Source organism: Planomicrobium okeanokoites (assembly GCF_003428875.1).
In the GTDB taxonomy this organism is placed as follows: Bacteria; Bacillota; Bacilli; order Bacillales_A; family Planococcaceae; genus Planococcus; species Planococcus okeanokoites.
In genome coordinates this window covers 1-26,596 of record NZ_QQRS01000011.1, presented here as the reverse complement: position 1 = coordinate 26,596, position 26,596 = coordinate 1, and the positions used below count along the sequence as shown (strand labels likewise).

General features: G+C 44.8%; 40 protein-coding genes. All 40 read left to right on the top strand.

Features of this window, described 5'->3' with window-relative positions:
- Window positions 1-17 precede the first annotated feature (17 nt).
- Window positions 18-2,096 (top strand): elongation factor G, encoded by a 2,079-nt coding sequence (fusA, locus tag D2910_RS15105; RefSeq protein WP_084242191.1) that lies wholly within the window; start codon window positions 18-20, stop codon window positions 2,094-2,096.
- A gap of 117 nt (window positions 2,097-2,213) precedes the next feature.
- Window positions 2,214-3,401: an elongation factor Tu gene (tuf, locus tag D2910_RS15100; RefSeq protein ID WP_117314082.1), complete on the top strand. Its 1,188-nt coding sequence runs from the start codon at window positions 2,214-2,216 to the stop codon at window positions 3,399-3,401.
- 191 nt (window positions 3,402-3,592) lie between these two features.
- Window positions 3,593-4,912 carry a Na+/H+ antiporter family protein gene (locus D2910_RS15095; RefSeq protein ID WP_117314081.1) on the top strand — a complete coding sequence of 440 codons (1,320 nt, stop codon included), beginning with the start codon at window positions 3,593-3,595 and terminating at the stop codon, window positions 4,910-4,912.
- Window positions 4,913-5,166: 254 nt separating this feature from the next.
- On the top strand, window positions 5,167-5,475 hold the full coding sequence (gene rpsJ / locus D2910_RS15090; protein ID WP_033542800.1) for a 30S ribosomal protein S10: 309 nt from the start codon (window positions 5,167-5,169) through the stop codon (window positions 5,473-5,475).
- Window positions 5,476-5,522: 47 nt separating this feature from the next.
- Window positions 5,523-6,152, top strand: coding sequence for a 50S ribosomal protein L3 (rplC, locus tag D2910_RS15085; protein WP_084242188.1), 630 nt, complete (start codon window positions 5,523-5,525; stop codon window positions 6,150-6,152).
- Window positions 6,153-6,181: 29 nt separating this feature from the next.
- Window positions 6,182-6,805: a 50S ribosomal protein L4 gene (rplD, locus tag D2910_RS15080; RefSeq protein ID WP_084242187.1), complete on the top strand. Its 624-nt coding sequence runs from the start codon at window positions 6,182-6,184 to the stop codon at window positions 6,803-6,805.
- Window positions 6,805-7,089 (top strand): 50S ribosomal protein L23, encoded by a 285-nt coding sequence (gene rplW, locus D2910_RS15075; RefSeq protein WP_071152061.1) that lies wholly within the window; start codon window positions 6,805-6,807, stop codon window positions 7,087-7,089. The genes rplD and rplW overlap by 1 nt, the downstream gene beginning before the upstream one ends.
- 46 nt (window positions 7,090-7,135) lie before the next feature.
- Entirely contained in the window at window positions 7,136-7,966 is an 831-nt protein-coding gene (gene rplB, locus D2910_RS15070; RefSeq protein WP_084242186.1) for a 50S ribosomal protein L2, read from the top strand.
- Window positions 7,967-8,026: 60 nt separating this feature from the next.
- Window positions 8,027-8,305 (top strand): 30S ribosomal protein S19, encoded by a 279-nt coding sequence (gene rpsS, locus D2910_RS15065; RefSeq protein ID WP_033542795.1) that lies wholly within the window; start codon window positions 8,027-8,029, stop codon window positions 8,303-8,305.
- A gap of 19 nt (window positions 8,306-8,324) precedes the next feature.
- The gene (gene rplV / locus D2910_RS15060; RefSeq protein WP_084242185.1) at window positions 8,325-8,666 is read left to right on the top strand and encodes a 50S ribosomal protein L22; all 342 of its coding nucleotides are present in this window, start codon (window positions 8,325-8,327) and stop codon (window positions 8,664-8,666) included.
- 3 nt (window positions 8,667-8,669) lie between these two features.
- Window positions 8,670-9,326, top strand: coding sequence for a 30S ribosomal protein S3 (gene rpsC / locus D2910_RS15055; protein ID WP_071152057.1), 657 nt, complete (start codon window positions 8,670-8,672; stop codon window positions 9,324-9,326).
- Window position 9,327: 1 nt separating this feature from the next.
- Window positions 9,328-9,762: a 50S ribosomal protein L16 gene (gene rplP, locus D2910_RS15050; RefSeq protein WP_084242184.1), complete on the top strand. Its 435-nt coding sequence runs from the start codon at window positions 9,328-9,330 to the stop codon at window positions 9,760-9,762.
- Window positions 9,752-9,952 (top strand): 50S ribosomal protein L29, encoded by a 201-nt coding sequence (gene rpmC, locus D2910_RS15045; RefSeq protein ID WP_006828936.1) that lies wholly within the window; start codon window positions 9,752-9,754, stop codon window positions 9,950-9,952. The genes rplP and rpmC overlap by 11 nt, the downstream gene beginning before the upstream one ends.
- Before the next feature lie 24 nt (window positions 9,953-9,976).
- Entirely contained in the window at window positions 9,977-10,240 is a 264-nt protein-coding gene (gene rpsQ / locus D2910_RS15040) for a 30S ribosomal protein S17 (RefSeq protein ID WP_084242183.1), read from the top strand.
- Between the two features lie 47 nt (window positions 10,241-10,287).
- Entirely contained in the window at window positions 10,288-10,656 is a 369-nt protein-coding gene (gene rplN / locus D2910_RS15035; RefSeq protein WP_036803916.1) for a 50S ribosomal protein L14, read from the top strand.
- A gap of 35 nt (window positions 10,657-10,691) precedes the next feature.
- Window positions 10,692-11,003 carry a 50S ribosomal protein L24 gene (rplX, locus tag D2910_RS15030; protein WP_084242182.1) on the top strand — a complete coding sequence of 104 codons (312 nt, stop codon included), beginning with the start codon at window positions 10,692-10,694 and terminating at the stop codon, window positions 11,001-11,003.
- A gap of 27 nt (window positions 11,004-11,030) precedes the next feature.
- Complete coding sequence (gene rplE / locus D2910_RS15025; protein WP_084242181.1) at window positions 11,031-11,570, top strand: 50S ribosomal protein L5; 540 nt, start codon at window positions 11,031-11,033, stop codon at window positions 11,568-11,570.
- 19 nt (window positions 11,571-11,589) lie between these two features.
- The gene (gene rpsN, locus D2910_RS15020) at window positions 11,590-11,775 is read left to right on the top strand and encodes a 30S ribosomal protein S14 (RefSeq protein ID WP_084242180.1); all 186 of its coding nucleotides are present in this window, start codon (window positions 11,590-11,592) and stop codon (window positions 11,773-11,775) included.
- A 29-nt stretch (window positions 11,776-11,804) separates the two neighbouring features.
- Window positions 11,805-12,203 (top strand): 30S ribosomal protein S8, encoded by a 399-nt coding sequence (gene rpsH / locus D2910_RS15015; RefSeq protein WP_084242179.1) that lies wholly within the window; start codon window positions 11,805-11,807, stop codon window positions 12,201-12,203.
- Between the two features lie 30 nt (window positions 12,204-12,233).
- Entirely contained in the window at window positions 12,234-12,773 is a 540-nt protein-coding gene (gene rplF, locus D2910_RS15010; protein ID WP_084242178.1) for a 50S ribosomal protein L6, read from the top strand.
- 33 nt (window positions 12,774-12,806) lie between these two features.
- A complete protein-coding gene (rplR, locus tag D2910_RS15005; RefSeq protein ID WP_084242177.1) occupies window positions 12,807-13,169 on the top strand; it encodes a 50S ribosomal protein L18 in 363 nt (120 codons plus the stop codon).
- 20 nt (window positions 13,170-13,189) lie between these two features.
- Complete coding sequence (gene rpsE / locus D2910_RS15000) at window positions 13,190-13,690, top strand: 30S ribosomal protein S5 (protein WP_084242176.1); 501 nt, start codon at window positions 13,190-13,192, stop codon at window positions 13,688-13,690.
- Window positions 13,691-13,704: 14 nt separating this feature from the next.
- Window positions 13,705-13,887 (top strand): 50S ribosomal protein L30, encoded by a 183-nt coding sequence (gene rpmD / locus D2910_RS14995; RefSeq protein ID WP_084242175.1) that lies wholly within the window; start codon window positions 13,705-13,707, stop codon window positions 13,885-13,887.
- A 33-nt stretch (window positions 13,888-13,920) separates the two neighbouring features.
- Complete coding sequence (gene rplO / locus D2910_RS14990; protein WP_084242174.1) at window positions 13,921-14,361, top strand: 50S ribosomal protein L15; 441 nt, start codon at window positions 13,921-13,923, stop codon at window positions 14,359-14,361.
- The gene (gene secY / locus D2910_RS14985) at window positions 14,361-15,656 is read left to right on the top strand and encodes a preprotein translocase subunit SecY (RefSeq protein ID WP_084242173.1); all 1,296 of its coding nucleotides are present in this window, start codon (window positions 14,361-14,363) and stop codon (window positions 15,654-15,656) included. The genes rplO and secY overlap by 1 nt, the downstream gene beginning before the upstream one ends.
- 60 nt (window positions 15,657-15,716) lie before the next feature.
- Window positions 15,717-16,370, top strand: a complete 654-nt coding sequence (locus tag D2910_RS14980; RefSeq protein ID WP_084242172.1) for an adenylate kinase — start codon at window positions 15,717-15,719, stop codon at window positions 16,368-16,370.
- A gap of 415 nt (window positions 16,371-16,785) precedes the next feature.
- Window positions 16,786-17,004, top strand: a complete 219-nt coding sequence (gene infA / locus D2910_RS14975; RefSeq protein WP_006828950.1) for a translation initiation factor IF-1 — start codon at window positions 16,786-16,788, stop codon at window positions 17,002-17,004.
- Between the two features lie 37 nt (window positions 17,005-17,041).
- Complete coding sequence (gene rpmJ / locus D2910_RS14970; protein WP_006828951.1) at window positions 17,042-17,155, top strand: 50S ribosomal protein L36; 114 nt, start codon at window positions 17,042-17,044, stop codon at window positions 17,153-17,155.
- Window positions 17,156-17,179: 24 nt separating this feature from the next.
- Complete coding sequence (rpsM, locus tag D2910_RS14965) at window positions 17,180-17,545, top strand: 30S ribosomal protein S13 (RefSeq protein WP_033542779.1); 366 nt, start codon at window positions 17,180-17,182, stop codon at window positions 17,543-17,545.
- A gap of 25 nt (window positions 17,546-17,570) precedes the next feature.
- A complete protein-coding gene (gene rpsK, locus D2910_RS14960; protein WP_006828953.1) occupies window positions 17,571-17,960 on the top strand; it encodes a 30S ribosomal protein S11 in 390 nt (129 codons plus the stop codon).
- A 129-nt stretch (window positions 17,961-18,089) separates the two neighbouring features.
- Window positions 18,090-19,034: a DNA-directed RNA polymerase subunit alpha gene (locus tag D2910_RS14955; RefSeq protein WP_084242171.1), complete on the top strand. Its 945-nt coding sequence runs from the start codon at window positions 18,090-18,092 to the stop codon at window positions 19,032-19,034.
- 45 nt (window positions 19,035-19,079) lie between these two features.
- Complete coding sequence (gene rplQ / locus D2910_RS14950) at window positions 19,080-19,454, top strand: 50S ribosomal protein L17 (protein WP_084242170.1); 375 nt, start codon at window positions 19,080-19,082, stop codon at window positions 19,452-19,454.
- Window positions 19,455-19,764: 310 nt separating this feature from the next.
- Complete coding sequence (locus tag D2910_RS14945) at window positions 19,765-20,613, top strand: energy-coupling factor ABC transporter ATP-binding protein (protein WP_084242169.1); 849 nt, start codon at window positions 19,765-19,767, stop codon at window positions 20,611-20,613.
- The gene (locus tag D2910_RS14940; protein ID WP_117314080.1) at window positions 20,589-21,461 is read left to right on the top strand and encodes an energy-coupling factor ABC transporter ATP-binding protein; all 873 of its coding nucleotides are present in this window, start codon (window positions 20,589-20,591) and stop codon (window positions 21,459-21,461) included. Before D2910_RS14945 ends, D2910_RS14940 begins: the two co-directional genes overlap by 25 nt.
- Window positions 21,458-22,255 (top strand): energy-coupling factor transporter transmembrane component T family protein, encoded by a 798-nt coding sequence (locus D2910_RS14935; RefSeq protein ID WP_084242167.1) that lies wholly within the window; start codon window positions 21,458-21,460, stop codon window positions 22,253-22,255. Before D2910_RS14940 ends, D2910_RS14935 begins: the two co-directional genes overlap by 4 nt.
- 11 nt (window positions 22,256-22,266) lie before the next feature.
- Window positions 22,267-23,010, top strand: a complete 744-nt coding sequence (gene truA / locus D2910_RS14930; protein ID WP_117314079.1) for a tRNA pseudouridine(38-40) synthase TruA — start codon at window positions 22,267-22,269, stop codon at window positions 23,008-23,010.
- 195 nt (window positions 23,011-23,205) lie between these two features.
- Entirely contained in the window at window positions 23,206-23,643 is a 438-nt protein-coding gene (rplM, locus tag D2910_RS14925) for a 50S ribosomal protein L13 (RefSeq protein WP_084242165.1), read from the top strand.
- Between the two features lie 29 nt (window positions 23,644-23,672).
- Entirely contained in the window at window positions 23,673-24,065 is a 393-nt protein-coding gene (gene rpsI, locus D2910_RS14920; RefSeq protein WP_033542771.1) for a 30S ribosomal protein S9, read from the top strand.
- Between the two features lie 156 nt (window positions 24,066-24,221).
- Window positions 24,222-25,292, top strand: coding sequence for an Mrp/NBP35 family ATP-binding protein (locus D2910_RS14915; protein WP_117314078.1), 1,071 nt, complete (start codon window positions 24,222-24,224; stop codon window positions 25,290-25,292).
- Window positions 25,293-25,526: 234 nt separating this feature from the next.
- Window positions 25,527-26,213, top strand: coding sequence for a KinB-signaling pathway activation protein (locus D2910_RS14910; RefSeq protein WP_117314077.1), 687 nt, complete (start codon window positions 25,527-25,529; stop codon window positions 26,211-26,213).
- Window positions 26,214-26,596: the final 383 nt, after the last annotated feature.

Genomic DNA, 26,596 nt, shown 5'->3' with positions numbered 1-26,596 from the left:
GGAAGGAGAAGAACAACATGCCTAGAGAGTTCTCCTTAGACAAAACACGTAATATCGGAATCATGGCCCACATCGATGCCGGTAAAACGACTACTACGGAGCGTATTTTATATTACACAGGCCGAATCCATAAAATCGGCGAAACGCATGAAGGTGCTTCTCAAATGGACTGGATGGAGCAAGAGCAAGAGCGTGGAATCACGATCACTTCTGCTGCAACAACAGCTTCATGGAAAGAGCACCGCGTCAACATCATCGATACTCCTGGACACGTAGACTTCACTGTAGAAGTTGAACGTTCACTGCGCGTACTTGATGGTGCTGTAACGGTTCTTGATGCTCAATCAGGTGTTGAGCCGCAAACTGAAACAGTTTGGCGTCAAGCTACAACATATGGCGTGCCACGTGTTGTATTCGTAAACAAAATGGATAAAATCGGTGCTGACTTCCTTTACTCAGTTGGAACGTTGCATGACCGCTTGCAGGCGAATGCACATCCAATCCAATTGCCGATTGGTGCAGAAGACGAATTCTCAGGGATCATCGATCTTGTTGAAATGAATGCACGCTTCTACGCTAACGACCTTGGAACTGAAATCACTGAAGGGGATATTCCTGAAGAGTATAAAGAGCTTGCTGAAGAATGGCACACTAAACTAGTGGAAGCTGTTGCTGAGCTTGACGAAAACTTGATGGAAAAATACCTTGGTGGCGAAGAACTTACAGTAGACGAACTTAAAGCAGCAATCCGTAAAGGAACGTTGGATGTTGAGTTCTACCCTGTAGTTTGTGGTACTGCTTTCAAAAACAAAGGTGTTCAATTAATGCTTGATGCAGTAATTGATTACCTGCCATCACCACTTGATGTACCTCCAATGACTGGTGTTCTTCCGGATTCTGACGAAGAAGTATTGCGCAGACCAGATGAAAACGAACCGTTCTCAGCATTGGCGTTTAAAGTTATGACAGATCCATACGTTGGGAAGCTTACTTTCTTCCGTGTGTATTCTGGAACACTTAAATCAGGCTCATACGTACAAAACTCTTCTAAAGGCAAACGCGAGCGCGTAGGACGTATCCTTCAGATGCACGCTAACTCCCGTGAAGAGATCGCTGAAGTTTACTGCGGTGATATCGCAGCGGCTATCGGCCTTAAAGATACATCAACTGGTGATACTTTAAGTGACGAGAAGCAGCAAGTAATCCTTGAGCGTATGGTATTCCCAGAACCGGTTATTTCACTTTCTGTGGAACCAAAATCAAAAGCGGACCAAGACAAAATGGGTCAAGCCCTTGCTAAATTGCAAGAAGAAGATCCTACTTTCCGTGCTCACACTGACCAGGAAACTGGCCAAACGATCATCGCAGGTATGGGTGAACTTCACCTTGATATCCTAGTTGACCGTATGAAACGTGAATTCAACGTAGAAGCTAACGTAGGGGCGCCTCAGGTATCTTACCGTGAGACATTCCGCCAGTCAGCTAAAGTTGAAGGTAAGTTCGTACGCCAATCAGGTGGTCGTGGACAATTCGGACACGTTTGGATCGAATTCGCGCCAAACGAAGAAGGAGCAGGTTTCGAGTTTGAAAATGCTATCGTTGGTGGTGTTGTTCCACGTGAATACATCCCAGCAGTCGAAGCGGGTCTTCGTGACTCACTAGACAACGGTGTTATCGCCGGATATCCTTTGATCGATATCAAAGCTAAATTGTTCGACGGATCTTACCATGATGTTGACTCCAACGAAATGGCATTTAAAGTTGCTGCGTCAATGGCACTTAAAAACGCTATCTCTAAAGTTAACCCGGTAATTCTTGAGCCTATCATGCGCGTTGAGGTTGTTATCCCTGAGGAATACCTTGGAGATATCATGGGTGACATCACGTCACGCCGCGGACGCGTAGAAGGTATGGATGCTCGTGGTAACGCACAGGTTGTTCGTGCAATGGTTCCACTTGCTGAAATGTTTGGATATGCAACTTCATTGCGTTCTAACACGCAAGGCCGTGGTGTGTTCTCAATGCACTTCGATCACTATGAAGAAGTACCAAAATCACTTTCTGAAGACATCATCAAAAAAAATAAAGGTCAATAATTGAAATTTGATCTTTAATCAAGTATAAATAATTTGTATGCCAGGAATGATAGGGCCCTATTATTCCGGCACAGCAAGTTAAAAAAATTAACTTAAATTATGAGGAGGACTTTTCTAATGGGTAAAGCTAAATTTGACCGTTCAAAAACACACGCTAATATTGGTACAATTGGTCACGTTGACCATGGTAAAACAACTTTGACTGCAGCAATCGCTACAGTACTTGCTAAAGCGTCAGGCGGGGAAGCTCGTTCTTACGACCAAATCGATAACGCACCAGAAGAAAAAGAGCGCGGTATCACAATCAACACTTCTCACGTTGAGTACGAAACTGCTACTCGCCACTATGCACACGTTGACTGCCCAGGACACGCTGACTATGTTAAAAACATGATCACTGGTGCTGCACAAATGGACGGCGGGATCTTGGTAGTATCTGCTGCTGACGGCCCAATGCCACAAACTCGTGAGCACATCCTTCTTTCACGTCAAGTAGGTGTTCCTTACCTTGTAGTATTCATGAACAAATGCGACATGGTAGACGACGAAGAACTTCTTGAACTAGTTGAAATGGAAGTTCGCGACCTTCTATCTGAATATGACTTCCCTGGCGATGACATTCCTGTCATCAAAGGTTCTGCTCTTAAAGCTCTTGAAGGAGATGCAGAATACGAAGAAAAAATCATGGAATTGATGAACGCAGTTGATGAGTACATCCCAACTCCACCGCGTGACACTGACAAGCCATTCATGATGCCTGTAGAGGACGTATTCTCTATCACTGGCCGTGGTACGGTTGCAACTGGCCGTGTTGAGCGTGGACAAGTTAAAGTTGGCGATAACGTTGACATCATCGGTATCAACGAAGAAGCTAAATCTACAACTGTTACAGGTGTAGAAATGTTCCGTAAATTGCTTGACTATGCTGAAGCTGGCGATAACATTGGTGCACTTCTTCGCGGAGTTTCCCGTGATGACATCCAACGTGGACAAGTATTGGCTAAACCAGGCACAATCACTCCACACACAACTTTCAAAGCTGAAGTATACGTTCTTTCAAAAGAAGAGGGTGGACGTCACACTCCATTCTTCACAAACTACCGTCCGCAGTTCTACTTCCGTACAACTGATGTAACTGGTGTTTGTAACCTTCCTGAAGGTGTAGAAATGGTTATGCCTGGCGACAACATCGAAATGGATGTTGAGCTAATCTCTCCAATCGCACTAGAAGAAGGAACTAAGTTCTCTATCCGTGAGGGTGGACGTACTGTAGGCGCTGGCGTTGTAGCTACAATCCAGAAGTAATTCCTGCTAAATGTAAAAATCCCTGTCTCTTCATGAGGCAGGGATTTTTTTATATTCTAATCAAAACTGGGCAGCTATACATAAAAGAAAACTGGGTAATTATCAGAACCAGTCGTTTGACAAGTTAAAGCTGATTTGATATTTTAATTGTTGTGCTTTAATGCTTTAGCAAACTAAAGGAGTTTTTTGTTATGAATGCAGTTATAGTGGCCGTATTGGTCATGTTGTTATTAAGTCTATTAAGAGTGAATGTTGTATTTGCGCTGCTTATCGGAGCGCTTGCAGGAGGACTGAGTGGCGGGCTTCCGTTTATGGATACGATAGGCGCCTTTACGTCGGGACTTGGAGAAGGGGCGGAAATAGCTCTGAGTTATGCCATGCTCGGAGGATTTGCGGTAGCAATCTCACGCACCGGTATTCCGGAGCTGCTAGTGCAGGGTGTATTGAAGATAGTAAACAAAGACGGCCAGGCGACGAGGGAAGGTTTGGCGAAGGCGTTGATCGTGCTGGCGCTTTTATCAATGGCGATCTTTTCACAGAATCTGATACCAATTCATATCGCCTTCATCCCCTTATTGGTTCCGCCGATTCTTCATATTTTGAATGAATTACGGATTGACCGTCGATTGATAGCTGCGGTCCTTACATTCGGATTGACTGCTCCTTATATTTTACTGCCTTATGGTTTTGGTTTGATCTTCCATGAGATTCTGGCAAACCAAATGGCGCTTGCGGGACTGGAGATTGAGATGGCGGATATTCCAAGAGCGATGGCGCTGCCGGTGGCTGGCCTTGCCGTAGGTCTGATCATTGCTGTCTTCATCTCCTACCGCAAACCGCGCGACTACCATGAAACTTCTTCTATAGAAGAAACCCGAATTAAAACGGCATCGATCAAAGATATCATTGTTACAATCATCGCCTTGGGTGCAGCGCTGTATGCGCAGATTGAAACAGACTCGATGATTGTTGGAGCGCTTGCGGGGATCATTGTGCTGTATGTGTTCGGCGCGATGAAATGGAAGGAAGCCGACGATGTGCTGACCGAAGGGATGCGCATGATGGCATTTATCGGATTCGTTATGATCACGGCGAATGGATTTGCTTCAGTCATTACAGCGACAGGAGCAGTGGAACCGTTGGTGGAAAGTGTTTCTGACTTGTTTGCCGGCAATAGAGGCTTGGCTGCATTGATGATGCTGATTGTCGGATTGTTTGTAACGATGGGCATCGGTTCATCCTTCGCCACAATACCTATCATTGCGGCAATATTCGTTCCACTGAGCATGGAGTTCGGATTTTCCACTATTGCAATCATCGCATTGATCGGCACAGCCGGCGCTCTGGGTGATGCAGGCTCACCGGCATCAGACTCGACGCTTGGACCGACCGCAGGATTGAACGTGGATGGCCAGCACAATCATATCTGGGACACCGTTGTTCCGACGTTCATCCACTACAATATCCCGCTCGTCATTTTCGGCTGGATTGCTGTAATGTTGCTTGGTTAAGAAAGAAATGTTCGGACTATTAGCGTATAGGTTGAATCTCAAGAAAATCCTGCTATACTAATAAAAGCGAATTGAAAAGAATTTCGTGGAAACACTTGCGAAGTTCTTTTTTATTTTGTATAATGGTGAATGTTGGTCTTTGACTGCGATGAAGCGAGAGGTTACCGATACACCCGGCCGCTTTGCCATGGCGAGTGATTGGAAAATTTTCGTGGAGAATGTCTATCAAAAATAGGCGAAAAGGAGGGAAAATAATGGCAAAACAGAAGATTCGTATCCGTTTAAAAGCATATGATCACAGAATTCTAGATCAGTCTGCTGAGAAAATCGTGGAAACTGCAAAACGTTCAGGTGCTAGTGTTTCGGGGCCGATCCCGTTGCCGACTGAAAAGTCTGTATACACGATCCTGCGTTCAGTCCATATCTACAAAGATTCTCGTGAGCAATTTGAAATGCGCACACATAAACGTCTGATCGATATCGTCAATCCTACACCACAAACTGTAGATGCATTGATGAAATTGGATTTACCATCTGGCGTTGACATTGAAATTAAACTTTAATCGGTAAACGAAATAGAAAACACAAAAATTTGCAGGAGGTGTGACAAATGACCAAAGGAATCTTAGGTAGAAAAATCGGTATGACGCAAGTTTTTGCTGAGAACGGTGATTTAATCCCTGTAACTGTAATTGAAGCAGCTCCAAACGTAGTGCTTCAGAAAAAGACAGTTGAGGTTGACGGCTATGAAGCAGTCCAACTAGGTTTTGAAGACAAGCGCGAAAAGCTTTCAAACAAACCTTCTAAAGGACACGTCGCAAAAGCTAACACTGCTCCTAAGCGCTTCATTCGCGAACTTCGCAATGTAAACTTAGCTGATTACGAGATTGGTCAGGAAGTCAAAGTTGATGTATTCGCAGAAGGCGATGTAGTAGATGTAACAGGAACAACGAAAGGTAAAGGTTTCCAGGGTGTTATTAAACGCCACGGACAATCACGCGGACCAATGAGTCACGGTTCACGCTACCACCGTCGTCCTGGTTCAATGGGTCCGGTTGCTCCTAACCGTGTATTCAAACAGAAGAAATTACCTGGTCAAATGGGTGGCACTACGATTACGATTCAAAACCTTCACATCGTGAAAGTTGATACTGAGCGTAACTTGCTTCTTATTAAAGGTAATGTTCCTGGATCTCGCAAAGCATTGATTCGTGTGAAAACAGCAATCAAAGCTAAATAATTATTTTTTGAAGAAAGGAGGAAACAGGAATGCCTAAAGTAGCTTTATTAAATCAAACAGGTTCACAAGTTGGAGATATCGAGTTGAACGATTACGTTTTCGGTATCGAACCAAATGAATCAGTACTATTTGACGCTGTAATCGCTCAACGCGCTTCACTTCGTCAAGGTAACCATAAAGTAAAAAACCGTTCTGAAGTAGCCGGTGGCGGTAAAAAGCCATGGCGCCAAAAAGGGACTGGACGTGCCCGTCAAGGTTCGATCCGTTCACCACAATGGCGTGGCGGTGGTATTGTCTTCGGACCAACACCACGCAGCTACAGCTATAAATTGCCTAAAAAAGTACGCCGTCTTGCAATGCGTTCAGCTTTGTCTTCGACAGTAGTGAACGAAAACCTGATGGTACTTGAAGGAATAACTTTTGACGCTCCAAAAACAAAGTCTTTCTTGCAATTGCAGAATGACCTTTCATTGGGCAAAAAAGTATTGTTCGTAACAGAGGATGTTAACGAAAACTTAGCATTGTCTGCCCGCAACATCCAAGGTATGACAGTAATCTCTGCAACTGGCATCAATGTTCTAGATCTTCTTGGACATGATAAAGTTGTTATGACGAAAGCTGCAATCGAAAAAATTGAGGAGGTGCTTAGTTAATGGAAGCACGTGATATTCTAAAGCGTCCGGTCATTACTGAGCGTTCTTCTGAAGTAATGGCAGATAAGAAGTACACTTTCGAAGTGGACACTCGCGCAAACAAAACACAAGTTAAACAAGCGGTTCAAGAAATCTTTGGCGTGAAAGTTGAGAAAGTCAACATCATGAACTACAAAGGTAAATTCAAGCGCATGGGCAAACACGCAGGCTACACTAACAAGCGCCGCAAAGCGATTGTGAAATTGACTGCTGACTCAAAAGAAATCGAATTGTTCGAGATTTAATTCTCTAAGTTCTGATAGGAACTAACTAAAGAAGGAGGGAAACAACGTGGGAATTAGAAAATATAAACCTACCACTAACGGTCGTCGTAACATGACGAGTTCGGATTTCGAAGAAATCACAACGAACAAGCCTGAGAAATCGCTTTTGCAACCAACGAAGCGTAAAGGCGGCCGTAACAACCAAGGTAAAATTACTGTACGCCATCACGGTGGTGGACATAAACGCCAATACCGTGTCATCGATTTCAAACGTAACAAAGATGGCATTCCAGGCCGCGTTGCTACGATCGAATACGATCCTAACCGTTCTGCGAACATCGCATTGATCCATTACGCTGACGGAGAAAAACGTTACATCCTTGCTCCTAAAGGAGTAGGCGTTGGAACGCAAATCATGTCAGGCCCTGAAGCGGATTTCAAACCAGGTAATGCTATGGCATTGTCAGGCATCCCAATGGGTTCTACAATCCACAACATTGAAATGAAGCCAGGTGCTGGCGGACAACTAGTTCGTTCTGCAGGAACTTCTGCTCAAATTCTTGGTAAAGAAGGTAAATACGTTACAGTCCGTCTGCAATCAGGCGAAGTTCGTATGATCCTTGCCACTTGCCGCGCTACAATCGGTGCAGTAGGAAATGAACAGCACGAATTGATTAACATTGGTAAAGCAGGACGTAACCGTTGGAAAGGCAATCGCCCAACTGTCCGCGGATCTGTAATGAACCCTAACGATCACCCACACGGTGGTGGTGAAGGACGTTCGCCAATCGGACGTAAATCACCAATGTCTCCATGGGGCAAACCGACTCTTGGATACAAAACACGTAAGAAAACGAATAAATCCGATAAATTTATCGTTCGTCGTCGTAAAAAATAATTTGATTTCGCTGCGGTTCGCTGAAAGAACCGTGGTGCAATCACGAAGGGAGGATCCCAAATGGGCCGCAGCTTGAAAAAAGGACCTTTTGCTGATGATCATCTTTTGAAGAAAGTTGATGCACAAAAGGACTCTGAGAAAAAACAAGTGATCAAAACTTGGTCTCGCCGTTCTACAATTTTCCCGACATTCATCGGACAAACAATCGCAGTATACGATGGTCACAAACACATTCCTGTTTACGTGACTGAAGACATGGTCGGCCATAAACTAGGAGAATTTGCACCAACACGCAAATATGCTAGTCATGGCGCAGATGACAAGAAAACAAGACGTTAATTGAGAGGAGGATTTCCCCATGCAAGCAAAAGCTGTCGCTAGAACAGTACGTATTGCTCCTCGTAAAGTCCGTTTAGTAGTAGATTTAATCCGAGGCAAGCAAATTGGCGAAGCTGTTGCGATTTTACAACATACTCAAAAATCATCATCGATCGTTATTGAGAAATTGTTGAAATCTGCAGCTGCAAACGCTGAACACAACTACGAAATGGATCTGAACAACCTGGTTGTCAGTGAAGTATTCGTTGACGAAGGTCCAACATTGAAACGTTTCCGTCCAAGAGCAATGGGACGTGCAAGCGCAATTAATAAACGTACAAGCCACATCACATTAGTGGTATCTGAGAAGAAGGAGGGATAATTCGTGGGACAAAAAATACATCCAATAGGTATGCGTATCGGAATCATTCGTGACTGGGAGTCAAAATGGTACGCTGAGAAAGACTATGCGACACTTCTTCACGAAGATATTAAGATCCGTGAATACATCGAAGCACGTTTGAAAGAAGCTTCAGTTTCCAAAATCGAAATTGAACGCGCTGCAAACCGTGTAAACGTAACAATTCACACTGCGAAACCAGGAATGGTAATTGGTAAAGGTGGTTCTGAAGTAGAAGTACTTCGCAAGCAGCTTAATACAATGACTGGCAAGCGTGTACACATTAACATCATTGAAATCAAACGAGCTGACCTTGATGCGAGACTAGTTGCTGAAAGTGTTGCACGTCAATTGGAAAACCGTGTGTCTTTCCGTCGTGCACAAAAACAAGCAATCCAGCGCACTATGCGTTCTGGCGCTAAAGGGATCAAAACTCAAGTATCTGGACGTCTAGGCGGCGCTGACATTGCGCGTGCTGAACACTACAGTGAAGGTACTGTTCCGCTCCATACGCTTCGTGCCGATATCGATTATGCACATGCTGAAGCTGACACAACTTACGGCAAACTTGGCGTAAAAGTATGGATCTACCGCGGTGAAGTCCTTCCAACTAAGAAGAAATCTGAGGAAGGAGGCAAATAATATGTTATTGCCTAAACGCGTTAAATATCGTCGTGAGCACCGAGGCAAGATGCGCGGTGAAGCTAAAGGCGGCAAAGAAATCGCATTCGGCGAATACGGTCTTCAAGCACTGGAATCATCTTGGATCACTAACCGCCAAATCGAAGCTGCTCGTATTTCCATGACTCGCTACATGAAACGTGGCGGTAAAGTATGGATCAAAATTTTCCCGCATAAGCCATATACGAAAAAGCCTCTTGAGGTTCGTATGGGTTCTGGTAAAGGTTCACCTGAAGGCTGGGTAGCCGTAGTAAAAACTGGTAAAATAATGTTTGAACTTGCTGGAGTATCTGAAGAAGTGGCACGCGAAGCATTGCGCCTTGCATCTCACAAACTTCCGGTTAAAACCAAGTTCGTAAAACGTGAAGAAATTGGTGGTGAATCGAATGAAAGCTAATGAAATCCGTGACCTAACCACTGCTGAAATCGAACAAAAAGTGAAATCACTGAAAGAAGAGCTTTTCAACCTTCGCTTCCAATTGGCTACTGGTCAATTAGAAAATACTGCTCGCATCCGCGAAGTACGTAAAGCGATTGCCCGTATGAAAACTGTGATTCACGAAAGAGTACTCAGTGGAAACAACTGATAAATCGAGAGGAGGTTTGCTAGTATGACTGAGCGTAATCAACGCAAAGTATACACAGGCCGTGTTGTGTCTGACAAAATGGACAAAACCGTTACAGTAATGGTTGAAACTCAAAAGAAGCATGCATTTTACGGCAAACGTGTAAAATACTCGAAGAAATATAAAGCTCATGATGAGCAAAACGAAGCTAAAATCGGCGATATCGTTCGCATCATGGAAACTCGCCCACTATCAGCTACAAAACGTTTCCGTTTAGTAGAAGTGGTAGAAAAAGCGGTTATCATTTAATTTAAATAATTTCGGAACTTAAGAAATTCCGGAGGGAGGTTACCTAAGTGATCCAACAGGAAAGTCGTTTAAAAGTTGCAGACAACTCGGGTGCTCGTGAAGTACTAGCGATTAAAGTACTTGGTGGTTCTGGTCGCAAGACTGCAAACATCGGTGACGTAATCGTTTGTACCGTGAAAAAAGCAACACCAGGTGGCGTTGTTAAGAAGGGTGAAGTCGTTAAGGCTGTTATCGTTCGCACGAAAAGCGGGGCTCGTCGTAAAGACGGTACTTACATCAAATTTGATGAAAATGCATGCGTCATTATCCGTGACGACAAAGGTCCACGCGGAACTCGTATTTTCGGACCTGTTGCACGTGAACTACGTGACAACAACTTCATGAAAATCGTTTCACTTGCTCCTGAAGTTCTTTAATAAATCAATGTGTTATACCAAGGAGGTGCGACAGAATGCATGTTAAAAAAGGTGACAAAGTTAAGGTGATCTCAGGAAAAGACAAAGGCAAAACAGGCGTTGTCTTGACTGCTCTACCTAAAAAAGACCGTGTGATCGTTGAAGGTATCAATATCATCAAAAAACACACAAAACCGAACCAGGCAAGCCCGCAAGGCGGAATTGTCAGCCAGGAAGCAGCTATCCACGTTTCAAACGTAATGTTGCTTGACCCTAAATCAGGCGAGCCGACTCGTGTTGGATACAAGGTTGAAGATGGTAAAAAAGTTCGTGTTGCAAAAAAATCCGGTGACAAATTAGATAACTAAAACTCTTGAATGAAGGGAGGTACACACATGAACCGCCTAAAAGAAAAATATGTGAATGAAATCACTCCTGCTCTAGTTAGCAAGTTTGAATATAAATCAGTCATGCAGGCTCCAAAAGTTGATAAAATCGTTATCAACATGGGTGTCGGTGAAGCAGTACAAAACACTAAATCACTTGATTCAGCTGTTGAAGAATTGCAGACAATCTCTGGTCAAAAACCAGTGATCACTAAAGCTAAGAAATCTATCGCTGGCTTCCGTCTTCGTGAAGGTATGCCAATCGGATGTAAAGTTACACTGCGCGGAGAGCGTATGTATGACTTCCTGGATAAATTGATTGCTATCTCACTTCCACGTGTTCGTGACTTCCGTGGTGTTTCGAATAAATCATTCGACGGCCGCGGCAACTACACACTTGGCGTGAAAGAACAATTGATCTTCCCTGAAATCGATTATGATAAAGTTTCGAAAGTACGCGGGATGGACATCGTAATTGTAACAACTGCGAACTCTGATGAAGAAGCTCGTGAGTTATTGACACAATTCGGAATGCCGTTCCAAAAGTAAACGTGAGGGAGGCGTAAACGTGGCTAAAAAATCTATGATCGCAAAACAAAAACGCACGCCAAAGTTTAAGGTACAAGAGTACACACGCTGTGAACGATGCGGACGTCCGCATTCTGTAATACGCAAATTTAAACTTTGCCGTATTTGTTTCCGTGAACTTGCATATGTGGGACAAATTCCTGGCGTTAAAAAAGCCAGCTGGTAATCCCCTAATTTGGGAAGGAGGTAAATGTAATGACAATGACTGATCCGATTGCAGATATGCTGACACGCATTCGTAATGCGAATATGGTTCGTCACGAAAAATTGGAGCTTCCGGCTTCTAATGTGAAAAAAGACATCGCTGAAATTCTTAAGCGTGAAGGTTTCGTTCGTGACGTTGAATATGTTGAAGATGACAAGCAAGGCATGATCCGGATTTTCTTGAAATACGGAGCTAACAACGAACGCGTTATTACTGGATTGAAACGTATTTCAAAACCAGGACTACGTGTTTACGCTAAAACTGACGAGGTGCCACGCGTACTAAACGGTCTAGGAATCGCTTTAGTATCGACATCACAAGGTTTGGTAACTGATAAAGAAGCCCGCGCGAAACAAATCGGCGGAGAAATCATAGCATACGTTTGGTAATAAGCAACAAACGAATGGAGGTGCAAAGAAATGTCACGTGTAGGTAAAAAACCAATCGAGGTACCTTCTGACGTTACGATCACTCTTGGCGACAAGAACGAAGTAACAGTTAAAGGTCCTAAAGGCGAGTTGACTCGCGCATTTAACCAAGATATCACTATTTCTCTAGAAGATAACGTGTTGACTTTGACACGTCCTTCCGACTCTAAAGACCACCGCACAAACCACGGAACAAGCCGTGCATTGCTAGCGAACATGGTTACAGGCGTTTCACAAGGTTTCGAGCGCAGACTTGAACTAGTGGGTGTCGGGTACCGTGCTCAATTGCAAGGCAAGAAATTGGTTCTTAACGTAGGTTACTCTCACCCGGTTGAATTCACTCCGGAAGAGGGCGTTGAAGTTGAAGTCGAAGGAAACACAAAAGTTGTCGTAAAAGGCATCAACAAAGAACGTGTTGGAGCTCTTGCTTCAAACATCCGCGCTACGCGTCCGCCAGAGCCGTATAAAGGCAAAGGGATCCGTTACGAAGGCGAAGCAGTTCGTCGCAAAGAAGGTAAAACAGGTAAATAATGCTGCTTAGGCAGGCTGAAAGGAGTGACCTCAGTGATTACGAAACTCGATAAAAATGCATCTCGTAAAAAGCGTCATGCACGTGTACGTTCAAAAATTACGGGTACGACAGAACGTCCGCGTTTGAACGTATTCCGTTCGAATAAATACATTTACGCTCAATTGATCGACGATACAAACGGTGTAACACTTGCAAGCGCATCTTCAATGGATAAAGATTTTTCCGGAGATGTAACTGGCAACGTTGAAGCAGCAACTAAAGTCGGCGAAACAATTGCGAAAAAAGCTACTGAAAAAGGCTTGAAATCGGTTGTTTTTGACCGCGGTGGTTATTTATATCACGGACGTGTTAAAGCTCTAGCAGAAGCAGCACGTGAAAATGGTTTAGAATTTTAAAAGAAGGAGGGACACATTTCATGCGTCGTATTGATCCAAACAAACTTGAACTTGAAGAACGCGTAGTTACGATTAACCGCGTAGCGAAAGTTGTAAAAGGTGGACGTCGTTTCCGTTTCTCCGCATTAGTTGTTGTAGGCGACAAAAATGGTAAAGTCGGTTTTGGTACTGGGAAAGCACAAGAAGTTCCAGATGCAATCCGTAAAGCTATTGAAGATGCGAAGAAAAACCTGATCGAAGTACCTATGGTTAAAGGTACAACTCCACACCTAGTAACAGGACGTTTTGGCGCAGGCCAAATCCTTATCAAACCTGCTTCACCTGGTACAGGAGTTATTGCCGGCGGACCAGTCCGTGCGGTACTTGAGCTTGCAGGAGTACAGGATATTTTGTCTAAATCTCTTGGCTCTAACACACCAATCAACATGGTGCGTGCAACAATCAACGGTTTGACTCAACTGAAAAGTGCTGATGAAGTTGCAAAACTTCGCGGTAAAACTACAGAAGAGCTATTAGGATAAGGAGGGAAAATTACATGGCTACTAAACTAGAAATTACCCTCACAAAGTCTGTGATCGGTTCTAAACCGGCACAACGCAAAACTGTCCAGTCACTTGGTTTACGCAAAATGCATCAAACAGTCGAGCACCAAGACAATGCCGCTATCCGCGGTATGCTTGATAAAGTCGCTCACTTAGTTACTATTAAAGAAGTTTAATCCCTGATTTCTATAGAAGGAGGTGCCAACTAAATGAAACTTCATGAATTAAAACCAGCAGAAGGTTCACGCAGCTCAAGAAAGCGCATCGGACGCGGTATCGGTTCGGGTACTGGTAAAACAGCAGGTAAAGGTCATAAAGGTCAAAACGCTCGTTCAGGCGGCGGTGTCCGTCCTGGATTCGAAGGTGGCCAAAACCCATTATTCCGTCGTTTGCCAAAACGTGGATTCACTAACATCAACCGTAAAGATTATGCAGTCGTGAACTTGGATGTATTGAACCGTTTCGATGAAGGCACAGAAATTACACCTGCATTGCTAATTGAATCTGGTGTTGTCAGCAACGAAAGATCTGGAATCAAGATCCTTGGTAACGGTAGTTTAGAAAAGAAACTGAATGTTAAAGCTCACAAATTCTCTGGATCAGCTAAAGAAGCGATAGAAGCTGCCGGTGGACAAGCAGAGGTGCTTTAATGTTTCAGACAATCTCAAATTTTATGCGCGTGACTGATATTCGAAATAAAATCATCTTTACATTATTGATGCTCGTCATCTTCCGTATCGGTACTTTTGTTCCGGTGCCGAATGTCGACGCTTCAGTTTTGCAGGCTACTGATCAGATGGGTCTGATCGGATTCTTAAATACTTTCGGTGGAGGCGCCCTTGCTAACTTTTCGATTTTAGCAATGGGGATCATGCCATACATTACAGCATCGATCATCGTGCAATTATTGCAGATGGATGTTGTACCGAAATTTGCTGAGTGGGCGAAACAAGGGGAAGTCGGAAGACGGAAACTTGCTCAATTCACTCGCTACTTCACAATCGTACTTGCTTTCATCCAGGCAATTGGTATGTCTTATGGCTTTAACCAAATGTATGGAGGAACTTTGATTCAAAACGATACAATTTCAACTTATATTGTTATTGCGATTGTTTTGACTGGTGGTACGGCGTTTCTACTGTGGCTTGGTGAGCAGATTACGGCAAAAGGTGTGGGGAACGGTATTTCGATTATCATCTTCGCAGGGATTGTCGCTGCAGTACCAGGTGCAATTAACCAATTATATGCACAGCAGATCCAAGGAGCTGGCGATCAGCTTCCGATCAATATCGCTATCATGGCGTTGCTTGCATTAGCAGTTGTTGCCATTACGGTTTTGGTGATTTATGTTCAGCAGGCGCTGCGCAAAATTCCGATTCAGTATGCTAAACGCGTTGCTGGCCGCGGCCAGACGACAAGTGGGCAGCAAACGCATTTACCTTTGAAAGTGAACGCGGCCGGAGTTATCCCGGTAATCTTTGCAGTAGCGTTTATCATCACGCCTCAAACCATTGCTTCTTTCTTTGGAGCCAATGCGTTTACGGATGCTGTACAAAATACGTTTGACTATACTCAGCCTGTCGGCATGATCATTTATGTCGCTCTGATTATTGCATTCACGTATTTCTACGCATTCATTCAGGTTAATCCTGAGAACGTATCGGATAACTTGAAAAAGCAAGGTGCATACATCCCGGGAATCCGGCCGGGTAAAAATACACAGGATTATTTAACAAGCGTGCTTTACCGACTGACATTTGTCGGCGCTATCTTCCTTGCAGTCATTTCTGTTCTGCCGATTTTCTTCATTAACGTTGCGGGCTTGCCCCAATCAGCGCAAATCGGTGGTACCAGCCTATTGATCGTAGTAGGGGTAGCACTTGAGACAATGAAACAATTGGAATCGCAGCTTGTAAAACGTCATTATAAAGGCTTTATGAAATAAGATGATTGTGGTGGGAACGTGAGAACGTTCCTTATCCGCTTGTCTGAGGGGGCACTCCGTATGAATATCGTATTAATGGGTCTGCCTGGAGCCGGCAAAGGCACTCAAGCAGACAAAATTGTTGAGAAGTACGACATCCCTCATATTTCTACAGGTGATATGTTTCGCGCCGCTATCAAAGGTGGTACGGAACTAGGCTTGAAAGCAAAATCGTTCATGGATCAAGGTGCTTTGGTACCTGATGAAGTGACTATCGGTATCGTCCGTGAGCGTCTTAGCGAAGCGGATTGTGCAGAAGGCTTTCTATTAGATGGCTTTCCGCGTACAGTTCCTCAAGCTGAAGCTCTAGAATCTCTTCTTGCCGATCTTGGCAAAAGAATCGAGCATGTCGTAAATATCCAAGTTGAAAAAGACGAATTGATTGCACGTTTAACAGGCCGCTGGATTTGCAAAGTCTGTGGAACTGCTTACCATACTGTATTCAATCCACCTCAAGTTGCAGGTGTGTGCGATAAGGATGGCGGAGAGCTCTATCAGCGCGAAGACGACAAGCCTGAAACCGTCACAAAACGTTTAGAAGTAAACATGCAACAAACACAGCCGCTTCTTGATTTCTACGGAGACAAAGGCGTGCTGAAAAATATAAATGGACAGCAGGACATTCAAAAAGTATTTGCTGACATTGATGCTCTTCTAAAGGGCGACCGAGGATAATCCCCGGCGCCGGGCGCAGTTAGTTGCCTCCATGCGGCTTTAAGGAGCACCGGAGATATGAATTTTCGAGAGCTGCAAAAGCTTGATGCTTATTATATGAAAGCCGGTGCGAGATGTGCGCAGACCTGGTCTGAACCGTGCAATTCAGCACTGGAAATAGTATAATGGGTTTCGTGGAAGCATCTGTGTAACGGGTTTGGAACTCATCCTAAGCAGTCCGGGCGCTCGAGGATACGTGAGGCTGAAGGGCTTGACCGGACTTTCCCAACCTGCTCATTGCGGGAAGCGGAACTCGGAAGATGTCTTTTACATGTCACTCATGCAATCCTGGTGAATGAATAGAAATCAATTATTCAATCAGCAATTACTGTTTGAAGATGAGGGCTGACTTGTATACAGAAGGGAGACTGGGTCGATGGCGAAAGACGATGTAATTGAAATCGAAGGAACAGTCGTTGAGACTTTGCCTAACGCGATGTTTAAAGTAGAATTGGAAAATGGCCATACGATTCTTGCGCATGTATCCGGCAAGATCCGCATGCACTTTATCCGCATTCTACCAGGAGACAAAGTTACAGTTGAACTATCTCCTTACGATTTAACACGCGGTCGTATCACATACCGTTTTAAATAATCTTTTGCACTCCGGACTACTAAGGAGGTTGGGTTAGATGAAAGTGAGACCATCTGTGAAACCGATCTGCGAAAAATGTAAAGTTATTCGCAGAAACGGAAAAGTCATGGTAATCTGTGAAAATCCGAAACACAAACAAAGACAAGGCTAATATTGAAGGAGGTGCATCGAACACATGGCACGTATTGCTGGTGTTGACATTCCGCGCGACAAACGCGTAGTTATTTCATTAACTTACATTTTCGGTGTTGGTAAAACAACTGCTCAGAAAGTTCTTTCTGCTGCTGGTATCTCTGAAGATACACGAGTTCGTGATCTTACAGAAGATGAGTTGAACAATATCCGTGAACAATTGGATCAATACAAAATTGAAGGTGACCTTCGTCGTGAAGTATCAATGAACATCAAACGCTTGATGGAAATTGCTAGCTTCCGAGGTATCCGCCACCGCCGTGGACTACCTGTACGCGGTCAAAATACGAAGAACAATGCGCGTACGCGTAAAGGTCCTCGTAAAACTGTTGCGAACAAGAAAAAATAATCAGTAAAGGAGGTTTCTTCTTAACATGGCACGTAAACAACAAACTCGTAAGCGTCGTGTGAAAAAGAATATCGAATCAGGTATTGCTCACATCCGCTCAACATTCAACAACACAATTGTTACGATTACAGATATGCAAGGGAATGCAGTATCTTGGTCTAGCGCAGGTGCACTAGGATTTAGAGGTTCACGTAAATCTACACCTTTCGCTGCTCAAATGGCTGCAGAAACCGCTGCAAAAACATCGATTGAACACGGTCTTAAAACTTTAGAAGTTACAGTTAAAGGTCCTGGTTCAGGTCGTGAGGCTGCTATCCGTGCACTTCAAGCTGCCGGACTAGAAGTTACAGCTATCAAAGATGTAACTCCAGTTCCTCATAACGGTTGCCGTCCGCCAAAACGCCGTCGCGTATAATCGTTAATCTGAATAGGATTTTTGAACATCACGACTTACTGAATGTGTTCTGAATCGTTGCGAAAGTCTGTGACTATCGAATTCTTGGTTTAACGAAAAACACCGACGTTTTGAAGGAGGGTAAAATGAATGCTCGAAATAGAAAAACCAAAGATTGAAACGGTTGAGATCGATAGCAATGCCAAGTTCGGCAAATTTGTTATTGAACCCCTTGAGCGTGGATATGGAACCACTTTAGGAAACTCCTTACGTCGAATCTTACTTTCATCTTTACCAGGCGCTGCTGTTACTTCGATTCAGATTGATGGTGTATTGCATGAATTCTCCACTGTCGAAGGTGTAGAAGAAGATGTGGCATCAATCATCTTGAATATTAAGAAACTGGCTCTGAAAATTTACTCTGACGAAGAAAAAGTCATTGAAATTGATGTAAAAGGTGATGGAACGGTTACGGCTGCAGATATTACTCACGACAGTGATGTAGAAATTCTGAATCCGGATCTATATATCGCAACAATCGCTAAAGGCGGTCACTTACGTATGCGCATGTATGCGAACAGAGGCCGTGGATACGCTCGTGCTGATCAGAACAAACGTGAAGATCTTCCGATTGGCGTTATCCCGATTGACTCTATTTATACTCCAGTTTCTCGCGTCAATTTCCAAGTTGAAAATACTCGTGTGGGCCAGTTGGCGCATTTCGATAAACTTTCTCTTGATGTCTGGACAGATGGCAGCATCGGTCCGAAAGAGGCAATTGCGCTTGGAGCAAAAATCTTTACTGAGCATTTGAACATCTTCGTAGGATTGACGGATGAGGCACAAACTGCTGAAATCATGGTTGAAAAAGAAGAAGACCAAAAAGAGAAAGTCTTAGAGATGACTATCGAAGAGCTTGATCTTTCAGTCCGTTCTTACAACTGCTTGAAACGTGCGGGTATCAACACGGTACACGAACTGGCAAGCAAGTCGGAAGACGACATGATGAAAGTACGCAACCTTGGACGCAAATCACTTGAAGAAGTCAAAGTGAAGTTGGAAGATTTGGGATTGGGCCTTCGAAAAGAAGACTGAGTCCAAAATCGGATCCGAACTATTTAACAAAGGAGGGAAACTTCAATGAGAAAGCTTCAACGTACAAGTTCTCAACGTAAAGCACTATTACGTGACCTTACTACAGACTTAATCGTACACGAACGCATTCAAACGACTGAAGCTCGTGCGAAAGAAGTGCGCTCGACTGTAGAAAAAATGATCACTCTTGGTAAACGTGGGGATATCCATGCTCGCCGTAAAGCTGCAGCATACATCCGCCGTGAACTAGTAACAACTTCTGACGAAGAAGGCAACGAAAACACAATCTTTGCTTTGCAAAAATTGTTTGATGATGTTGCACCACGTTACGCTGACCGTCAAGGCGGCTACACGCGCATCATGAAAATGGGGCCTCGTCGCGGAGATGGCGCACCAATCGTTATCATCGAGTTAGTTTAATATCTATCTTCCGAGTCGACATTGCTTCGGCATTGTCGATTCTTCCGAAGAGGGTTCACACCCTCTTCTTTTAGCATAAGGATTTATACGACACATATGAAAAGCTGAGCGTTACGATGAGCGAGCCCTTGGGCGGCGTCTTGTCTAGCTCTACGCACCTCATTCAACCCCGGCTTAAGCAACCGGGGAGCCATAGAGACAGAAAAGCGCATTTCTCTGAATGAGGTGCGCGCTTTTTTTTATTTATTTTACATATGCTTATCTGAACAAGTAGAGTAGAGATGAGATGAGCCAGAGGAGGTCAGACTAGATGAATTCGGAAATTTTGTCATTTGAAAACGTGACATTCACATATAATGCAGAAGACGGACCGGTACGTCCGGCAGTGGCAGATGTATCCTTTTCGATACAGCAAGGGGAATGGATCGCACTGGTGGGCCATAACGGTTCGGGGAAATCAACGATTGCGAAGCTGATGAACGGCCTGCTTTTCCCTAATAAAGGGAAAGTGAAAGTATTCGGGCAAGAGATGTCTGAAGAAACCTTATGGGATATCAGGTCTGACCTGGGAATGGTGTTCCAGAACCCAGACAATCAATTCGTCGGGGCGACCGTCCAGGATGATGTGGCATTTGCTCTGGAAAATAACGGGGTGCCTCATGCAGTGATGGTGGAACGGGTCCATGAAGCATTGAGCCAAGTGAAAATGGAAGACTATAAAGACCATGAACCCCACCATTTGTCGGGTGGCCAAAAACAGCGGGTAGCGATAGCGGGGGCACTTGCGATGCGTCCGAAACTGCTGATTTTGGACGAAGCGACATCGATGCTTGATCCGCAAGGGCGGATGGAAGTCATTGAAACGATACGACGCTTGCGGGAGTCGACCGGATTGACGGTAATTTCAATTACGCATGATCTGGAAGAAGCGGCTCTGGCAGAACGCATCATTGTGATGAACCTTGGCCAGAAGAATATGGAAGGCACACCTGCAGCTGTTTTTAGCCAAGGCAGCAAGTTGACGGATATGGGACTGGATCTGCCTTTTGCGATGCGGATGACGCATTTATTGCAGGAGGCTGGAGTAGGGCTTCAGGAAGAACATATGACAGAAGATAAGTTGGTGGATGAACTATGGAAATATTACTCAAAGGCGTAGGCTATAGTTACGCTAAAGATACGCCATTTGAAAAGAGGGCATTAACGGATGTTGACCTTCATATTCCGTCAGGTTCCTATACCGCGATCATCGGCCATACAGGTTCCGGCAAGTCGACAGTCCTGCAGCATCTGAATGCGCTGTTAAAACCGACAGAAGGCGTTGTAATGATTGGGGACCGGAAAATTGAAGCGGGTGTAAAAGCCAAAGATCTGCGGAATGTCAGGCGGCAGGTGGGCATTGTGTTCCAATTTCCTGAACAGCAGCTGTTTGATGAAACCGTTTTGAAAGATATCATGTTTGGTCCGCTGAATTTCGGTGTGCCTGAAAAGGAAGCAGAGCGACGGGCTCGCGAACTTGTCGTGCAACTCGGCTTGCCTGAGGGCGTATTGGACAAATCCCCATTCGACCTGTCCGGCGGCCAGATGCGCCGTGTCGCTATTGCGGGTGTATTGGCAATGGAACCGGAAGTTCTGGTGCTGGATGAACCGACGGCTGGCCTTGATCCAAGGGGACGCCGTGAAATCATGGATCTGTTCCATGAACTTCATATTACAAAAAACCTGACGACGGTGTTGGTGACGCACAGCATGGAAGATGCAGCAAGATACGCAGACCGTATTGCGATTATGCATAAAGGGCGCTGTGTAGTCACGGGTGAACCGAAAGCGATCTTTTCAAATGAAGAGCAATTGCAGGATTACAGCCTGCAGCCGCCGCGCAGTGTCCGGCTGCAGCGAGACTTTGAAGAACGCACCGGCTTGAAGCTGGGCGAGGTTTCATTGACTGAAGAAGTATTGGCGAAAAATATTGCGTTGGCGATGGCGGATGGGGGTGGATCCCTATGATGGAGAAAATGATTTTCGGCAGGTTCATTCCTGGTGATTCGGTGGTCCATCGCATGGATCCACGGGCAAAGATCCTGTTTGTCTTCCTGTTTATCGCCATTGTCTTTGTCGCCAATAATGCGTGGGGCTATGCCATATTACTCGGCTTCACGCTGCTGGTTGTCTTTCTTTCGAAGATTCGCCTGTATTTTTTGATAAACGGATTGAAACCGGTCTTTATCCTATTGATCTTCACTTTTTTCCTGCATCTCTTTTTCACCAGAGAAGGAGATCTCTTATTCAGCTTCGGCTTTATAGAAGTTTACGAGGAAGGCTTGAGGCAAGGGATATTCATATCCATCCGATTTTTGGTGCTGGTGTTCATAACCAGCGTGCTGACGCTGACGACTTCGCCAATTTCAATAACAGACGGCATCGAAGTGCTGCTTGGCCCTTTCAAGAAGATTAAATTGCCGGTGCATGAACTGGCGTTGATGATGTCCATTTCGCTGCGCTTCATTCCGACATTGATGGATGAAACCGGCAAGATTCTAAAAGCGCAAATGGCGCGGGGTTCCGATATCGGGTCTGGTCCGATGAAAGAGCGGGTCAAAGCGGTCGTGCCTTTGCTTATTCCGTTGTTTGTCAGTGCCTTTAAACGCGCTGAAGACCTGGCGACGGCCATGGAAGTTCGCGGGTACCGCGGCGGAGAGGGCAGGACGCGCTACCGCCAGTTAAACTGGCAGCTGGCGGATACGCTCAGCTTAGTGCTGCTCGCAGGCCTGACAGCGGCGTTATGGTATTTCCGGGCGTAAGGAGAGAAATTATGAAACGAATGAAAGCGGTCATCGCTTACGATGGCTCAGGCTTCGCAGGCTATCAGATTCAGCCGGAAGCCCGTACGATCCAAATGGAATTAATGAAAGTGCTGAAGAATATCCATAAAGGCCGAGATGTGCAAGTCGTGGCAAGCGGACGGACAGATGCGAAAGTGCATGCCACTGGCCAAGTGATCCATTTTGATACGGATTTCAATATACCGGTCGAAGGATGGTTAAAAGCGCTGAATGTGCTGCTGCCGGAAGATATCCGCGTTTCCTCTATTGAAGAAGCGGGACCTGAATTTCATGCGCGTTACCATACAATCGGTAAAACATACCGCTATAAATGGGACCGCAGCACAATCATCAGCCCTTTTACCCGGAATTATATGGTGCACCTGAAACAGCGGCCAGATGTCGACGCCATGCGCAAGGCGGCTAAAGCAATTTTAGGTACTCATGACTTTTCCAGTTTTTGCGCCGCGAACACAGGGGTAGTCGATAAAGTGAGGACTATCCGGCGCTTGGATTTCGAGGAGCACGGCGAAGAATTGCATATGGTGATCGAAGGATCCGGCTTCCTCTATAATATGGTGCGCATCATTGCCGGCACATTATTCGAAGTGGGTATCGGCAAACGGAAACCGGAAGAGATGGCTGGAATCATCCGTTCTGCTGACCGGGCGGCGGCAGGAAAGACGGCTGCGGCGCATGGCCTATACCTCGAAAATGTGGAGTATGAAAGCTGAAGCAACCATTCCAGGTGTTTTTAGAAAAACGCTTGACTTTCTGGCGCTGGCGTTATATGATGATGTATGGTATTTTCATTACCCCCACGATATGCCCCGGAAGGTTATTAGTGTTTGGGATAACGAAAAAACGGAACAGCGGAACACTGTATTTTTAACATTAAAACGATACGATTTATTAGGAGGACAATATACATGCGTACAACATTCATGGCTAAAGGTCACGAAGTAGAGCGTAAATGGTTGGTTGTCGATGCAGAAGGGCAAACTCTTGGACGTTTAGCTTCTGAAGTCGCTTCAATCCTACGCGGTAAATACAAACCAACATTCACACCAAACGTTGACACTGGTGATCACGTTATCATCATCAACGCTGACAAGATTCACCTTACAGGCAAAAAGCTTACGGACAAAATCTACTATCGCCACACACAATTCAGCGGTGGTTTGAAACAGCGTACAGCTCTTGAAATGCGCACGAAATACCCAACGAAAATGCTTGAATTGGCTATTAAAGGGATGCTTCCTAAGAACTCTCTTGGACGCCAGATCTTCAAGAAACTTCACGTATACGCAGGACCAGAACACAACCATCAAGCACAACAACCGGAAGTTTACCAACTTCGCGGCTAATAATCAGTAAATAAGAGGAGGATACACCTTTGGCACAAGTTCAATATTTAGGTACAGGTCGCCGTAAAAACTCAACAGCCCGCGTCCGTTTAGTACCAGGAGACGGCACAATCACAATCAACAACCGCGACGTATCGGATTACGTTCCATACGAAACTCTTGAGCAAATCATCAAACAACCACTAGTAGCTACTGAAACTCTTGGAAGCTATGATGTTCTTGTAAACGTAAGAGGCGGAGGCTTCACAGGTCAAGCTGGAGCAGTACGCCACGGAATCGCACGCGCTCTACTTACTGTAGACCCTGCTTTCCGTCCAGCACTTAAATCTGCTGGATTGCTAACTCGTGACCCACGTATGAAAGAGCGTAAGAAACCAGGTTTGCGTTCAGCTCGTCGTGCACCACAGTTCTCAAAACGTTAATATCACTAAAACCCCTTTCTCTTTGGAGAACAGGGGTTTTATTTTTTGCATCAGGGACTTTTCGGGTTTTCTACTATAAGAAGACAGAATTAATTCAAAATAATTAACGCTATGTTATACTTTACGGTGAGCAAAAGTGATAAGGAGTGTATATATATGTTGACTGAAGTACAAGTTCGCGAATTACTCGGAGAAGTACAAGATCCGTTTTTACATAGATCGCTGGCAGAGACAGATGGCATTACTTCTGTAAGAATCAAAGAAGAAAAGAAACATGTTAGTGTGAAATTGGCGATCGCCAAAGTGAATACACCTGAACAGATGCAATTGCAGATGAAAGTCGTTGAAATCCTAAAAGGAGCGGGAGCCGATTCAGTCGGAATCCGTTTTGAAGAGCTGGCGCCTGAAGCAATGGCGAAATTCCGTGGAACGGCAAATGAATCCGAAGCACAGGATTTATTGTCTCCATTAAATAAAGTCGAATTCATCTCGATTGCCAGCGGGAAAGGCGGCGTCGGGAAATCGACAGTTTCCGTCAACCTGGCGATTGCACTAGCGCGTCTCGGCAAAAAAGTCGGTTTAATCGATGCGGATATTTATGGGTTCAGTGTTCCAGATATGATGGGCATCGAGAAAACACCTGTTGTGCGCGGAGATACGATCATTCCGGTCGAACGTTTCGGTGTCAAAGTCATTTCGATGGGCTTCTTCGTTGAAGAAAATATGCCGGTCGTATGGCGTGGGCCAATGCTTGGCAAAGTGCTTGATCAATTCTTCCGCGATGTGGAGTGGGGCGATCTGGACTATCTTCTATTGGACTTGCCGCCAGGAACGGGAGATGTCGCACTTGATATCCACCAGATGCTGCCGGCTTCAAAAGAGATTGTCGTTACAACTCCTCACCCGACAGCTGCTTTCGTAGCAGCGCGCGCCGGAGCGATGGCTTTGCAGACGGACCACGAAGTATTGGGTGTCATCGAAAACATGTCCTGGTTTGAAAGCAAGGAAACAGGCAAGAAAGAGTATCTATTTGGACAAGGCGGCGGACCGAAACTTGCGGAAGAATTGCAGGTACCGTTGCTTGGACAGATTCCTCTCGGCCAGCCTGACTGGAACGAAGCAGATTTTGCGCCTTCGGTTTACCTTGAAGATCATCCTACAGGGAAAATCTATGGGGATATCGCAGAAACCATTCTTAAGCAATTTGCGGCAAAAGGCCAGCAATAATAATAATGGATCCGGAACCTTCGAATGGGTTCCGGGTTTTTATTTGATCAAAATTTTTCATAGTTGCTGCAGGTGGAAATTTTTTTAAGAATATCTGTTTTTAAAATTGTGCCGAATCGGCGAACAGATGCCGTGACTTCAAGGTTTGTTCACATCTCACCGGTTTCGTTTATGGATTTTTGCCCACCTGATTGGTACAATCTTAAAAGAAGTTCAAATAACGGAGGCATTAATGTGACAATACGAAATTGGGTAAAGTTCTTTATAAATGCAATGTTGATAGGTGGAGCTATAACCGGGATCCTCGGTTTATTCATAAGATGGAATGATGTTTTCGCTGAACCATTCGCAAATGGCAACTGGGGAGAGTTCATCGCCGGTTTTATATGGATGGTAGTTGTGGGCATGACGATGAGTTTAATTGCGCAGATGGGATTTTTCGCGTATTTGACTATCCACCAGTTCGGAATTAATATGTTCCGTACCTTGACCCTATGGAATTGGGTTCAGCTATTGATCATAGCGGTAGTGATTTTTGATCTGATCGTTTTCCGATTCATGCCGAATGCTGATACGGCGGCGCAAGGCTGGCTTTATGCAGGTCTTCTGACTATTTTAATCGTCACAGCGGTGGTGACAGCTTATTTCAAAGCGAAGTGGACGACGAAATCCACTTTCATTTCCGCGCTGTTCTTTATGATTGCAGTCACTACGCTTGAATGGCTGCCTGCGCTTATGGTCCAAGCAGGAAACGTCGACAGCTGGGTGACATTGCTGCTGTTTCCATTCCTGGCGGTGAATGCTTATCAATTGTTGGTGCTGCCGAAATACAATGCCAAGTCCGATGAAGATCGGCAAAAGCTTGAAGAGCGTCGAGCAGCCCGTAAAGAAAATGCCAAACCGGCTGTAAAAAAATCATAGATTTTAAAATGCCTGCTGATGATGCAGGCATTTTTTATTGGGGAATTCTTGAGGGAGCGGAGGAAGCACGAATCCTGATTTCAGAGGGCTGGTTCTTAGAGCGTGAAAAGAATTACAGAAGGAAAAAAGTAATTTCAAAAAAACTTTTCAAAATCTGTTGACAGTGAAATGAAGATGCTTTAATATAATAAAAGTCGCCAAGCAACACAGACGACAACATGAACCTTGAAAACTGAACAGCAAAACGTCAACAAACAATCTACTGATCAGTGCAAACAGATCAAAGCGAATCGTGCGTTCTTCGGAACGGCGATGCGCCAGCAGTATTGAGCAATCAACTACTTCTATAATGGAGAGTTTGATCCTGGCTCAGGACGAACGCT